We start from the raw sequence: 12095 nt of genomic DNA on the forward strand, positions 1-12095 counted from the left end.
TTCCTCAGAGACGGCAGGCGTGGATGGCCGTGGTCAGGATGGCCCGGGCGCCGATGGCGTACAGGTCGTCCATGATCCGCTGGGCGTCCTTGGTGGGGACCATGGCGCGCACGGCGACCCAGCCCTCGTTGTGCAGCGGGGAGACGGTCGGGGACTCCAGGCCGGGCGTGAGCGCGACGGCCTTCTCCAGCTGCTCGACCCGGCAGTCGTAGTCCATCATCACGTAGGTCCGCGCGACCAGGACGCCCTGGAGGCGGCGCAGGAACTGCTGGACCTTCGGCTCCTCGGCGTCCGCGCCGGTGCGGCGGATGACGACGGCCTCGGACTTCATGATGGGCTCGCCGAAGACCTCCAGGCCCGCGTTGCGCAGCGAGGTGCCGGTCTCCACCACGTCCGCGATGATCTCCGCCACGCCCAGCTCGATCGCGGTCTCCACCGCGCCGTCGAGGTGGACCACGGAGGCGTCGATGGCATTGTCGGCGAGGTGGCGGGCGACGATGCCCTCGTAGGAGGTGGCGACCGTGCGGCCCTTCAGGTCGGCCGCACTGGCGGCGGTGCCGGGCTTGGCGGCGAAGTGGAAGGTGGAGCGGGCGAAGCCGAGGGGGAGGATCTCCTCGGCTTCGGCGCCGGAGTCGATCAGCAGGTCGCGGCCGGTGATGCCGATGTCGAGCTGCCCGGAGGAGACGTAGATCGCGATGTCCCGGGGGCGGAGGTAGAAGAACTCGACCTCGTTGACCGGGTCCACGGTCCGCAGTTCCTTGGACTCCCGGCGCTGCCGGTAGCCGGCCTCATGCAGCATGTCCCCCGCAGGTCCGGACAGGGAACCCTTGTTGGGGACGGCGATGCGCAGCATGAGGACGGCTTCCTTCGTGTGACGGGGTGGTGCGGTGGGTGGGGCGGGTGGGGCGAGGGATCACAGGTGGGCGTAGACGTCGTCCAGCGAGATGCCACGGGCGACCATCATCACCTGGACGTGGTAGAGCAGCTGCGAGATCTCCTCGGCGGCCGCTTCCTTGCCCTCGTACTCGGCGGCCATCCAGACCTCGGCGGCCTCCTCGACGACCTTCTTGCCGATGGCATGGACGCCCTTGCCGACCAGTTCGGCGGTGCGGGAGGTGGCGGGGTCGCCGGTGGCTGCCTTGTGCTGGAGCTCGGTGAAGAGCTCCTCGAACGTCTTATTGGACATGGTGGTCCTCACCCTACGCGGTCCGGGCGGTGTCTCAGTGCCAGGGTTCGGACACCGAGCGGAGGGTGGCCGCCGTGGCGACCGCCGCGGTGACCGCCTCGTGGCCCTTGTCCTCGCTGGAGCCCTCGATGCCCGCCCGGTCCAGGGCCTGCTCCTCGGTGTCGCAGGTGAGGACGCCGAAGCCGACGGGGACGCCGGTCTGCACCGAGACCTGGGTGAGGCCCTGGGTGACGCCCTGGCACACATACTCGAAGTGCGGGGTGCCGCCGCGGATGACGACACCGAGGGCGACGACCGCGTGGTAGCCGCGGTCGGCCATCACCTTGGCGGCGACCGGGAGTTCGAAGCTGCCGGGGACCTTGATCAGGGTCGGCTCGTCGATCCCGAGGTCGTGCAGGGCGCGCAGGGCGCCGTTCACCAGACCGTCCATCACCTTGTCGTGCCACTGTGCCGCGATGACGGCGACCCGGAGGTCGCTGACGTTGCTGCGTACGGAGATCTCCGGTGCACCCTTGCCGCTCACGTTGCTCCTTCGTGCTGTTCGCTCTGTTCGCTTACTGGTTGCCGCAGGTGGACACCGCGGGGGTGTCCAGCCAGGGCAGGTCATGGCCCATCCGGTCGCGCTTGGTGCGCAGGTACCGGACGTTGTGCTCGTCGGCGTGGACCGGCATCGGCTCGCGGCCGGTGACCTGGATGCCGTGCCGGGTGAGCGCGTCGGTCTTGTCGGGGTTGTTGGTCATCAGGCGGACGTCCCGCACGCCGAGGTCGGCGAGGATCTGGGCGCCTGCCGCGTAGTCGCGGGCGTCGGCGGGCAGGCCGAGTTCCAGGTTGGCGTCGAGGGTGTCCCGGCCGCGTTCCTGGAGTTCGTAGGCGCGCAGCTTGGACAGCAGGCCGATGCCGCGTCCCTCGTGGCCGCGCAGGTAGACGACGACGCCCCTCCCCTCGGCGTGGATGCGGGCGAGGGCGGCGTCGAGCTGGGGGCCGCAGTCGCAGCGCAGGGAGGCGAAGACGTCGCCGGTGAGGCACTCGGAGTGGACGCGGGCGAGGACGCCGGTGCCGTCGCCGAGGTCGCCGTGGACGAGGGCGACGTGTTCGACGCCGTCGGGGGCCCGGTAGCCGTAGGCGGTGAAGGTGCCGTGGCGGGTGGGCAGGCTGGTCTCGGCCTCGCGGCGCACGGTGGGCGCGGCGGCCACGGTCTGCTCGCGTTCGGCGGCCTCGGGGGCGCGGAGGTGGGTGACGAGGTCGGCGATGGAGATGATCGTCAGTCCGTGCTTGCGGGCGAACGGGATCAGCTCGGGCAGCCGCAGCATGCGGCCGTCCTCCCCGGCGATCTCCACGATGGCCCCGGCGGGGCGGAGTCCGGCGAGGCGGGCGAGGTCGACGGCGGCCTCGGTGTGGCCGTCGCGGACGAGGACGCCGCCCTCACGGGCGCGCAGCGGGAAGATGTGGCCGGGGCGGACCAGGTCGGTGGGCTGGGCGGTGCCGGTCGCCAGCAGCTTCAGGGTGGTGGCGCGGTCGGCGGCGGAGATGCCGGTGGTCACGCCGTGCAGGGGCGAGGCGTCCACGGAGACGGTGAAGGCCGTCTTCATCGACTCGGTGTTGTCCGCGACCATCTGCGGCAGCTTCAGCCGGTCGAGTTCGGCGCCCTCCATGGGGGCGCAGATCAGGCCCCGGCACTCGCTCATCATGAAGGCGACGATCTCGGGGGTGACCTTCTCGGCGGCGATGACGAGGTCGCCCTCGTTCTCGCGGTCCTCGTCGTCCACGACCACGACGGGGCGGCCCGCGGCGATGTCGGCGACGGCCTGCTCGACGGGGTCGAGGCGGAACTCTTCGATGCTGTCACCGGGGTGCAGCGTGGGTGCCGAGGTCATGCGGGCGTTCCTTCCAGGACGGGCCGCGTGTCCTTGCGGGAGCGCAGCCACCAGTCGCGCATGCCCCACAGGACGAGCGCGCCGTAGATCACGTAGACGAAGCCGGAGAAGGCGTAGCCGTTGGCGAAGTTGAGCGGGACACCGACGAGGTCGACCAGCAGCCAGGCGATCCAGAACTCGACCATGCCCTTGGCCTGGGCGTACATGGCGACGATGGTGCCGACGAAGATGTAGGCGTCCGGCCAGGGGTCCCAGGACAGCGACGGGTACGCGGTGAAGAGCAGCGCGACGGCGACGGTGCCGGCCGCGGCCGCCGCGATCATGGCGGCGCGCTCGCGCCAGGTGGCGAAGCGGGGGGCGATGTGGCCGTCGGCGGCCTTGCCGCGGCTGCGGCTCCACTGCCAGAAGCCGTAGACGGCGACGGCCATGACGACGACCTGCTTGCCCGCGCTGCCCGCGAGGTGACCGTAGAACGCGGCGAAGAGGATCAGGCCGGAGACGAACTGGACCGGCCAGGTCATCAGGGAGCGGCGCCAGCCGAGCGCGAGGGCGGCCAGGCCGAAGAGGTTGCCGATCATGTCCGACCAGAGGATGTGCTGGCCGAACAGGGTGAACGCCTCGGTGTTCAGCGAGTTCACGCGCCTGCCTCCTGCCCGGCCGCGAGCAGCCGCTCCACGTACTTGGCGATGACGTCGACCTCGAGGTTGACCGGGTCGCCGGGCTGCTTGTGGCCGAGCGTGGTCAGGGCGAGGGTGGTGGGGATGAGGCTGACGGTGAGGAAGTCGGGGCCCGCTTCGACCACGGTGAGGCTGATGCCGTCGATGGTGATGGAGCCCTTCTCCACGACGTAGCGGGAGAGGTGGGCGGGCAGCGAGATCCTGACGATCTCCCAGTGCTCGGACGGGGTACGGGCCAGCACCTCGCCGGTGCCGTCGACATGGCCCTGCACGATGTGGCCGCCGAGGCGGGCGCCGACGGCGGTGGGGCGCTCCAGGTTGACGCGGGAGCCGACGGCGAGCGCGCCGAGGCTGGAGCGCTTGAGGGTCTCGGCCATCACGTCGGCGGTGAACTCGTCGCCTTCGTGGTCGACCACGGTGAGACAGACACCGTTGACGGCGATGGAGTCCCCGTGGCGGGCGCCTTCGGTGACGACGGGGCCACGGAGCCGGAAACGGGAGGCGTCGCCGAGGTTCTCGACGGCGGTGACCTCGCCCAGCTCTTCCACGATTCCGGTGAACACGTCCCCGGTCCTCCTGCCTCTTCGGGCACGGACTCCGGGGGCCGGTCGATGAACGACGGCATGGACGGGCGGAACGCACCGAGGTCACGACGCCGAGACGGACCCGTCCGGACACGGACGAGACCGGAAATACGGCGGCGCGCAGGATGCTGCTCGCCCGCCGCGCACTGCCTCCCATCCGGACTTTAACCGTCGGTCCAGGAATTTCACCTGGTCAACCGGCCGCTGGAAGCGACCGGGTCGCGGACTGTAACCGCCGGTTCGGACTTTCACCGACCCCGGAGTGCGCTGCTTCTGGTACACGGCAAGTCTGCCACGCCCGCCCGTCGGCCATACAGGTGACCGGTGTGGGCTGCCTCACAGCCAAGCCGTTCGAGTGAACTCCCAAGTCAACATCCCCGCATCACAAGGCAATTGAGCTTGGTCCGGACCTATTGACCGGAGTGGTCTAGTCCTTTTATGGTGCGACCGGACCCGGCGGCGGTGACGAAGGCCCTTGCCCGCCGCCGGGTCACCCCAGCCGGATGTCACATTCCCGGCGGTGGCGCCGTCCTGGGTCATGGGGCGCGCCGAACGGGCCGCCCCCGACCCTCAGGGAAGGCGAGCGGCATGACCACGATCCTGGTGACGGGCGGCACCGGCACCCTCGGCCGGCTGGTGACGGAGAAGCTCCGGGCGGACGGCCACGAGGTGCGGGTGCTCAGCAGGCACAGCGAGCCGTACGCGGTCGATCTGCGCAAGGGCGGCCCCGCGCTGGACGCGGCGCTGGCGGGTGTGGACACCGTGGTGCACTGCGCCAGCTCGCCGAACGGCGGCGACGAGAAGGCCGCGGGCCACCTGATCCAAGCCGCGCGGCGGGCCGGGGTGGCGCACCTGGTGTACATCTCCATCGTCGGCGTGGACCGGGTGCCGCTGCCCTACTACCGGGCCAAGCTCGCGGTGGAGCGGCGGATCGAGGAGTCGGGGCTCGGCTGGACGGTGCTGCGCACGACCCAGTTCCACGACCTGATGGTCACCTTCCTGAGCAAGCTGACCGCACCCCCGCTGGCCCTCCTCCCGGCCGCCCTGTCGGACCAGCCGGTGGAGGTGGCCGAAGTGGCCGCCCGCCTGGCCGAGTTGGCGCTCACCGCACCTGCGGGACGCGTGCCCGACATCGGCGGCCCCGAGGTCCGCTCGGTGACCTCCCTGGCCCGCGCCCACCTGGACGCCACGGGCAGGCGCCGCCGCCTGCTGGAGGTGCCCCTGTTCGGGCGGACGTACGGGGCGTTCCGCGCGGGCGGCCATCTGGCACCGGAACGGGCGGTGGGCAGGGGGACGTTCGAGGAGTACCTGGCGCGCCGGTTCGGCTGAGCGGAGGGTCTCGGGACCGCTCTACGGGGCGAACAGCTCGTCCTGGGCGCGGTCGCGGGCCGTCAGGAGGGCGCCGCGCAGGACCGCCGTGCCGCCGAGGGTGCCGGGGCGGACCTCGGTGGACAGGGGCGACATGCGCTTCAGGCGGGCGCCGACCCGCGCCGCGAGCGCCTCTCCCCCGGCCTGGCCGACCTCGCCGCCGAGGACCACGCAGCCGGGGTCGAGGATCGCGGTCACGGCGGCGGCGCCGATGGCGAGGCGGTCGGCGAGGGCGTCGAGGAAGCGGGCGGCGGGCGCGGTGCCGTCGGCGACCGCCCGCGCGACCAGGCGCGCGGCGACCGGCCCGTCCGGCGGGCCCTCGACCGGCAGCCCGTGCTCGCGGGCGAGGGCGCCGATCGCGGCGGCGCCCGCCAGGGCGTGGAAGCCGCCGTCACAGTCGGTCGCGGAGGGCAGCGACCCGGTGCCGGGGACGGGCAGGAAGCCGATCTCGCCCGTACCGCCGGAGGCTCCCCGGCGCAGGCGCCCGTCGAGGACGACGGCGGCGCCGACCCCGTGCCCGAGCCAGAGCAGGACGAAGGTGTCCCGGTCGCGGGCGGCGCCCTCGCGCTGCTCGGCGAGGGCCGCGAGGTTGGTCTCGTTCTCGACGGTGACCCGCGCCTCCGGCAGCCGCCACTGGAGCGCCGCGACCAGGCTGCGGTGCCAGGCGGGCAGCCCGCTGGAGTCGCGCAGGTCGCCGGTGGCGGGGTCGACCAGGCCGGGCGCGCCGATGCCGACGGTGTGCAGCCCGGCCCAGACGTCCGGGCCCGCCTTCCGCGCCGCCTCCTCCACCGCGGCGACCGCCCGCTCCACGGCGGGGCCGGTGCCGCTCCCGGCGTCGATGGGCACGGCCACCTCCGCGAGCACCCGCCCGACCAGGTCGGAGACCAGCACCAGGACCCCACCGGTGCGCACGTCGAGGGCGGCCAGGTGGGCGCGGTCGGCGGCGATGCCGTAGAGCCGGGCGTTGGGTCCCCGGCGCTGTTCGCCCGACTCCCCCACCACCCGGATCAGACCGGAGACGGTGAGGCGCTCGACGAGGTCGCTCACGGTCGGCCGGGAGAGTCCGGTCAGCTGCTTGAGCTGTCCCGCCGTCAGCGGGCCCTCCTGCTGCAACAGCCGCAGGGCGAGCCGGTCGTTGATGGCCCGTGCGGTGCTCGGTGATGCGGGCATGACGGGAATCCTCCCAGAGATTCCAGAGGCGGGCTGCCGGACGCACTCTATCTATCAGGCAGGGTCCCTGATAGTTTGCGCGGATGCCGAGGACGTGCCGAGGACGGTACGGCGGGCGACTTGCTGGGGAGGGACGTGAACATGGGTGAGATGAGCCGGCCGGCCGGGGAGGTCAGGCGGGCCCGGTACGCCGTGGCCGCCGTGTTCGCGGTGCACGGCGCGGTGACGGGTTCGTTCGCCACTCGGGTGCCCTGGATTCAGGAGCACGCGGGGCTGAGCGCGGGCCAGCTCGGTTTCGCGCTCGCCTTCACGGCGCTCGGTGCGTCCGTCGCGATGCCGCTGGCGGGCTGGATCAGTCACCGCTTCGGTACCCGTACGGCCCTGCGCGGACTGCTCGCGCTGTGGACGCTCTCCCTGGTGCTGCCCTCGCTGGCGCCGAACCTGCTCACGCTGTGCCTGGGCATGTTCGCGTACGGCGCCGCCGCGGGCATGGCGGACGTGGCGATGAACGCGCTCGGGGTGGAGATCGAGCGGCTGCTCGGCAAGTCGATCATGTCGGGGCTGCACGGCATGTGGAGCACGGGCGCCCTGATCGGCTCGGCGGCGGGCACCCTCGCCGCCCACCTGGGCGCGGACGCGCGGCTGCACCATGTGCTCGCCGCCGCCGTGCTCACCGTGCTGGGCCAAGTGGCGTGCGTCTGGGTGCTGGACGTGCAGCCCGCCGAGGACGAGGAGCCGCCGCCGAGGTTCGCGCTGCCGCCCCGCTCGGCCCTGCTGATCGGCGCGGTCGGCTTCTGCGCGGTGTTCGCAGAGGGGGCCAGCCTGGACTGGTCGGCGGTGTTCCTGCGGGACCGGCTGGACGGCTCACCGGGCCTGGCGGCCGCCACGACGACCGGGTTCATGCTGACCATGGCCGTCGCCCGGATCGCCGGGGACGCGGTGGTGAACCGCTTCGGCGCGGTGCGCACGGTCCGGACGGGCGGCCTGCTCGCCGGGGTGGGCGGGCTGCTGGTGGTCCTCGCGGACCGACCGCCGCTGGCCATGGCCGGGTTCGCGCTGATGGGCCTCGGCATCGCGGTGGTCGTCCCGCTCTGCTTCGCGGCGGCCGGGCACTCCGGGCCCAACCCGAGCCAGGCCATCGCGGGCGTGGCCACCATCACCTATACCTCGGGGCTGATCGCGCCGAGTCTGATCGGCGGGGTGGCGCAGGTGACCAGCCTGACCGTGTCGTTCATCGTGGTGACCGTGCTGGCCTGTGCGCTGGCCGGGTTCGCGGGCGTGCTGCGCACCGCCGAGCGCGGTGGCGGCGAGGTCAGTCGGCAGGCCGCAGCAGTTCCCGGCCCGCCTGCCTGAACCCCTCGCTCCAGGGCGCGGGCCGCAGCGTGGCCGCGTCCAGCCGGACCAGGACGCGGGTGCCGCGCGCGTAGGTCGTGGCGCCGTCGGCCGAGCAGAGCCGGAAGCCGTAGGTCAGGCCCGTGGTGCCGAGCCGCTCCAGCCAGAGGTGGACGGCGTAGGTGCCGGGTCGGGTGACGGGCGCCTCATAGCCGATGACGAGTTCCCGGACCGCGTTGCAGGCGTCGCCCGCCGCCGCCCAGTCACCGTCGAAGCGGACCCCGCGGGCGTTCCACAGCTCGGTCCAGGCGCGCTCGACCAGCAGCGGATACCGGGCGTTGTGCAGGAGTCCGAGTGCGTCCAGGTCGTCGAAGTGCACGGCGACGGGGACGAGTTGGCCGTAGGAGACGGTGGGGGTGGTCGGGGCTTCGGCGGTCACGGGTGGGGCTCCCGGGCGTGGCGGGCGGGGCGGCACGCGCCCCCGGACACCGTCATACTAAGCGACCGCTCAGGCCCCCTCGGAGGCAACTCCCCTGGTCAGACCGGGGTCCCCGGACACCCGTTCCCGGCGCGCGAGGGACACCGCGGGCGCGAAGCGCACCTCGGTACCCCTGACAATGGTGCGGACCGTCTTCAGTACAGAGAAAGCGAAACCCCACCATGGACCTCGGCGTGCGTTGGCGAATGCACGGTGATGGAAAGTCACCCGCACCCGGAGCGGTGGTACGCCCCGACGAACGGCTGACCTGGCCGCGCACGGTGGGCCTGGGCGCCCAGCACGTCGTGGCGATGTTCGGCGCCTCCTTCGTCGCCCCCGTGCTCATGGGCCTGGACCCCAACCTGGCGATCATGATGTCGGGTGTGGCGACGGTGATCTTCCTGCTCGCCACCCGCGGCCGGGTCCCCAGCTACCTGGGCTGCTCGCTGTCCTTCGTCGGCGTCGCCGCGGTGATCCGCGCGGACGGCGGCAGCAGCGCGACCGTGACCGGCGCGATCCTCGTCGTCGGCGTGGTGCTGTTCCTGGTGGGTCTGGCGGTGCAGAAGTTCGGCGCGCGGATCATCCACGCCGCGATGCCGCCGATCGTCACGGGTGCCGTGGTCATGCTGATCGGCTTCAACCTGGCGCCGGTGACCGCGACGACGTACTGGCCGCAGGACCAGTGGACGGCGCTGCTGGTGATGCTGTTCACCGGGCTGGCCGTGGTCTGCCTGCGGGGCTTCTGGTCGCGCATCGCGATCTTCCTGGGCCTGGTCTTCGGCTACCTGATCTCCTGGATCTTCGACCTGACCCTCGGCAAGATCCACTCGGCGGACGCCAGCGGCAAGATCACCGACCACTGGCGCCTGGACCTGTCCGGCGTCTCCAAGGCGGACTGGATCGGGCTGCCCACCTTCCACGGGCCGTCCTTCCAGTGGTCCGCGATCCTGGTCGCGCTGCCCGTGGTGATCGCCCTGGTCGCGGAGAACGCGGGCCACGTCAAGGCGGTCGGCGAGATGACCGGCGACTCGCTGGACGACAAGCTCGGCACCGCGATCTCGGCGGACGGCGTCGCCTCGGTGCTGTCCACCGCGGTCGGCGGCCCGCCGAACACCACCTACTCCGAGAACATCGGCGTGATGGCCGCGACCCGCGTCTACTCCACGGCCGCCTACTGGGCCGCCGCCTGCTTCGCCCTGCTCTTCGGCGTCTGCCCCAAGTTCGGCGCGGTGGTGGCCGCGATCCCCGGCGGTGTCCTCGGCGGCATCACCGTCATCCTGTACGGCATGATCGGCCTGCTCGGCGCGCAGATCTGGCTGCACGGCAAGGTGGACCTGCGCAATCCGCTGAACCTGGTCCCGGCGGCCGCGGGCATCATCATCGGCGTCGGCAACGTCACCATGAAGTTCACCGACACCTTCTCGCTGAGCGGCATCGCGCTGGGCACCCTGGTCGTCATCACCGGCTACCACGCCCTGCGCGCCTTCGCCCCGGCCCACCTGAAGACGCAGCAGCCGCTGCTGGACGAGGGCACGTCGTCGTACGACAAGTCGGCCGACGGCTCCTCCGACCGTCCCGCCGACGGGTCCGGCAAGCCGTAGCGGCGGCCGTACCGGCCCGGCGTTCGCTCGTTCCGGCGAAGCACCGGGCCGGTCGGCCCACCGGCCGGTGCGCGGCTGCCACCCTTCCCCCATGGCGCTGCCGCGATACACCACCACCCCTGTCGACGCCGTCCTGGCCCGGATGCGCGCGCTCGGCTCGGAGCTGCCCGAGCGGGACGGGGTCGCCGTGTTCAACCGGGTCTACCTCACCGTCACCGAGGAGGTGGACCGGCGGCTGGACGGCGGGGAGTTCCCGGACCCGTGCGCGGCGGCCGCGCTGGACGTCCGGTTCGCGGAGCGGTACCTCGCGGCCGTGGACGCGGTCGCCGAGGACCGCCGTCCGCCCGCCTGCTGGCGCCCGCTGTTCCAGCTCCGCCGCCATCCCGGCGTCCGGCCCCTGCAGTTCGCGCTGGCCGGTATCAACGCGCACATCGGGCACGACCTGGCGCTCGCGGTGGTCGACACCTGCCAGGCGCTGGGGTGCGCCCCGGCCGAGCTGGAGGACGAGTTCGACCGGGTCGGCGAGGTGCTGGCCGCGCTGGAGGAGCGCATCCGCGAGGATCTGATGCCGGGTCCCGACCTGCTCCAGATCGCCGACCCGATCACGCATCTGCTGGGCGCGTGGAGCCTGGAGCGGGCCCGCGACGCCACCTGGTCGGCGGCCCGGGTGCTGTGGGCGCTGCGCCGCTGCGGTGACGTGGCCGAGGAGTTCACGACCCGGCTGGACGCGGCGGTCGGCTTCGCGGGGCGGATGCTGCTCACCCCCCTGGGTGATTGAGGTGGCCTGAAGTCACCCCATCGGGTGACTTGGGGAACAGCCGGGCGAGGACCGCGCGTTGGAGAGGCATCCCGACGCGAAGGAGCACCGGCATGACGACCAGGCTCGGCCTCGGCCTTCCCCAGATGCGCCAGTACGACCTCGCCAAGGACGTGCCCGACGTGGCGCGCGCCGCCGAGGAGATCGGTTACGACAGCCTGTGGGTCTTCGAGCGGGCCCTGGTCCCGGAGCCCGCCACCCAGGGGCTGTACGGCATACCGGGCATGCCCTGGCCGGACTACTACCGGGGCGTGGCCGACCCGCTGGTCACCCTCACCCTGGCCGCCACCGCGACCTCGCGGGCCGAGCTGGGCTCCAGTGTGCTGGTGGCCCCGCTGCACCTGCCGTTCCAGCTCGCCAAGTCGCTGGCCACGCTGGACGTGGTGAGCGGCGGCCGCGTCATCGCGGGCTTCGGCACGGGCTGGTCCCTGGACGAGTACGCGGCCTCGGGGGTGCTCCCCTTCGAGGAGCGCGGCACCGCCCTGGACGAGGTGATCGCGGTGTGCCGGGCGGTGTGGGGCCCCGACCCGGTCATCCACCACGGCAAGACCACCGACATCGACTCCGCGATCGTGGGTCCGAAGCCGGTGCGGCCGGTCCCGGTCCTGCTGGCGGCGACGAACCGGCGGGCGATGCGGCGGCTGGTGGAGCGGGCCGACGGCTGGCTGCCGGGCGCCTATGGTCCGGAGCAGCTCGCCGCCCAGTGGCGCGACCTGAGCGAGCTGGCTGAGGAAACCGGCCGCACCGAGCCCGTCCGTACGGTCATCCGGGTGAACGCGCGCGTGACCCCCGGGCCCCGCACCGGCGCCGAGGGCCCGCTGTTCGAGGGCACCATCGACCAGATCGTGGCCGACATCGCGGCGCACACCGGCATCGTCCCGGACGCGGAGATACTCCTCGACGTCCAAAGCGAGTCGCGGGACGCGGCCCAGCTGAAGGACACCGCGGCGGAGCTGTACGAGAAGGCGCGGGCGGCCGGGATCTGAGCCCCGGCCGCCGCCCCTTGGC

The 12095-nt window shown here is 72.6% G+C and carries 13 protein-coding genes and 1 riboswitch; of the genes, 5 read left to right on the forward strand and 8 right to left on the reverse strand.

Annotated elements, in window-relative coordinates; all coding sequences use genetic code 11:
• Nucleotides 1–4 precede the first annotated feature (4 nt).
• Genes hisG through ACIPPM_RS27455 form a run of 6 tightly spaced genes read right to left on the reverse strand, consistent with a single transcriptional unit; the run spans nt 5 to nt 4300 of the window.
• Nucleotides 5–853: an ATP phosphoribosyltransferase gene (gene hisG / locus ACIPPM_RS27430; protein ID WP_393607334.1), complete on the reverse strand. Its 849-nt coding sequence runs from the start codon at nt 851–853 to the stop codon at nt 5–7.
• Nucleotides 854–913: 60 nt separating this feature from the next.
• Nucleotides 914–1186, reverse strand: a complete 273-nt coding sequence (locus tag ACIPPM_RS27435) for a phosphoribosyl-ATP diphosphatase (protein WP_006378313.1) — start codon at nt 1184–1186, stop codon at nt 914–916.
• Between the two features lie 34 nt (nt 1187–1220).
• Nucleotides 1221–1709 carry a 6,7-dimethyl-8-ribityllumazine synthase gene (gene ribH, locus ACIPPM_RS27440; protein WP_393599754.1) on the reverse strand — a complete coding sequence of 163 codons (489 nt, stop codon included), beginning with the start codon at nt 1707–1709 and terminating at the stop codon, nt 1221–1223.
• A 31-nt stretch (nt 1710–1740) separates the two neighbouring features.
• Nucleotides 1741–3060 carry a bifunctional 3,4-dihydroxy-2-butanone-4-phosphate synthase/GTP cyclohydrolase II gene (locus ACIPPM_RS27445; protein ID WP_401452589.1) on the reverse strand — a complete coding sequence of 440 codons (1320 nt, stop codon included), beginning with the start codon at nt 3058–3060 and terminating at the stop codon, nt 1741–1743.
• Nucleotides 3057–3698, reverse strand: coding sequence for a nicotinamide riboside transporter PnuC (locus tag ACIPPM_RS27450; RefSeq protein WP_401452591.1), 642 nt, complete (start codon nt 3696–3698; stop codon nt 3057–3059). Before ACIPPM_RS27450 ends, ACIPPM_RS27445 begins: the two co-directional genes overlap by 4 nt.
• The gene (locus ACIPPM_RS27455; protein ID WP_393599749.1) at nt 3695–4300 is read right to left on the reverse strand and encodes a riboflavin synthase; all 606 of its coding nucleotides are present in this window, start codon (nt 4298–4300) and stop codon (nt 3695–3697) included. The genes ACIPPM_RS27450 and ACIPPM_RS27455 overlap by 4 nt, the downstream gene beginning before the upstream one ends.
• A 160-nt stretch (nt 4301–4460) precedes the next feature.
• A riboswitch (FMN riboswitch) is annotated at nt 4461–4591 on the reverse strand.
• Nucleotides 4592–4909: 318 nt separating this feature from the next.
• Here ACIPPM_RS27455 and ACIPPM_RS27460 point away from each other — a divergent pair.
• A complete protein-coding gene (locus tag ACIPPM_RS27460; RefSeq protein WP_401452593.1) occupies nt 4910–5650 on the forward strand; it encodes an SDR family oxidoreductase in 741 nt (246 codons plus the stop codon).
• 21 nt (nt 5651–5671) lie between these two features.
• Here ACIPPM_RS27460 and ACIPPM_RS27465 read toward each other — a convergent pair whose 3' ends face one another.
• Nucleotides 5672–6859, reverse strand: coding sequence for an ROK family transcriptional regulator (locus tag ACIPPM_RS27465; protein WP_401452595.1), 1188 nt, complete (start codon nt 6857–6859; stop codon nt 5672–5674).
• Nucleotides 6860–7000: 141 nt separating this feature from the next.
• Between ACIPPM_RS27465 and ACIPPM_RS27470 the strand changes: the two genes are divergently transcribed.
• Nucleotides 7001–8212, forward strand: coding sequence for an MFS transporter (locus tag ACIPPM_RS27470; RefSeq protein WP_401452597.1), 1212 nt, complete (start codon nt 7001–7003; stop codon nt 8210–8212).
• Here the strand turns inward: ACIPPM_RS27470 and ACIPPM_RS27475 are convergent.
• Nucleotides 8172–8630 carry an acyl-CoA thioesterase gene (locus tag ACIPPM_RS27475; RefSeq protein WP_401452599.1) on the reverse strand — a complete coding sequence of 153 codons (459 nt, stop codon included), beginning with the start codon at nt 8628–8630 and terminating at the stop codon, nt 8172–8174. The two genes, ACIPPM_RS27470 and ACIPPM_RS27475, sit on opposite strands and share 41 nt — an antisense overlap.
• A gap of 221 nt (nt 8631–8851) precedes the next feature.
• Between ACIPPM_RS27475 and ACIPPM_RS27480 the strand changes: the two genes are divergently transcribed.
• The 3 genes from ACIPPM_RS27480 to ACIPPM_RS27490 all read left to right on the forward strand — a co-directional run bounded on the left by ACIPPM_RS27480 (nt 8852) and on the right by ACIPPM_RS27490 (nt 12073).
• On the forward strand, nt 8852–10270 hold the full coding sequence (locus tag ACIPPM_RS27480) for a uracil-xanthine permease family protein (RefSeq protein ID WP_401452601.1): 1419 nt from the start codon (nt 8852–8854) through the stop codon (nt 10268–10270).
• Nucleotides 10271–10361: 91 nt separating this feature from the next.
• Nucleotides 10362–11048, forward strand: coding sequence for a DUF5995 family protein (locus ACIPPM_RS27485; RefSeq protein ID WP_401452603.1), 687 nt, complete (start codon nt 10362–10364; stop codon nt 11046–11048).
• 92 nt (nt 11049–11140) lie between these two features.
• Nucleotides 11141–12073, forward strand: a complete 933-nt coding sequence (locus ACIPPM_RS27490) for an LLM class F420-dependent oxidoreductase (protein WP_401452605.1) — start codon at nt 11141–11143, stop codon at nt 12071–12073.
• Nucleotides 12074–12095: the final 22 nt, after the last annotated feature.

It is taken from the genome of Streptomyces sp. NPDC090119 (genome assembly GCF_044747085.1).
In the GTDB taxonomy this organism is placed as follows: domain Bacteria; phylum Actinomycetota; class Actinomycetes; order Streptomycetales; family Streptomycetaceae; genus Streptomyces.

Coding starts and splice junctions, on each gene's coding strand:
- hisG (WP_393607334.1), bottom strand. CDS start 853: ATGCTGCGCATCGCCGTCCCCAACAAGGGTTCCCTGTCCGGACCTGCG.
- ACIPPM_RS27435 (WP_006378313.1), bottom strand. CDS start 1,186: ATGTCCAATAAGACGTTCGAGGAGCTCTTCACCGAGCTCCAGCACAAG.
- ACIPPM_RS27445 (WP_401452589.1), bottom strand. CDS start 3,060: ATGACCTCGGCACCCACGCTGCACCCCGGTGACAGCATCGAAGAGTTC.
- ACIPPM_RS27460 (WP_401452593.1), top strand. CDS start 4,910: ATGACCACGATCCTGGTGACGGGCGGCACCGGCACCCTCGGCCGGCTG.
- ACIPPM_RS27465 (WP_401452595.1), bottom strand. CDS start 6,859: ATGCCCGCATCACCGAGCACCGCACGGGCCATCAACGACCGGCTCGCC.
- ACIPPM_RS27470 (WP_401452597.1), top strand. CDS start 7,001: ATGGGTGAGATGAGCCGGCCGGCCGGGGAGGTCAGGCGGGCCCGGTAC.
- ACIPPM_RS27480 (WP_401452601.1), top strand. CDS start 8,852: ATGGACCTCGGCGTGCGTTGGCGAATGCACGGTGATGGAAAGTCACCC.
- ACIPPM_RS27485 (WP_401452603.1), top strand. CDS start 10,362: ATGGCGCTGCCGCGATACACCACCACCCCTGTCGACGCCGTCCTGGCC.
- ACIPPM_RS27490 (WP_401452605.1), top strand. CDS start 11,141: ATGACGACCAGGCTCGGCCTCGGCCTTCCCCAGATGCGCCAGTACGAC.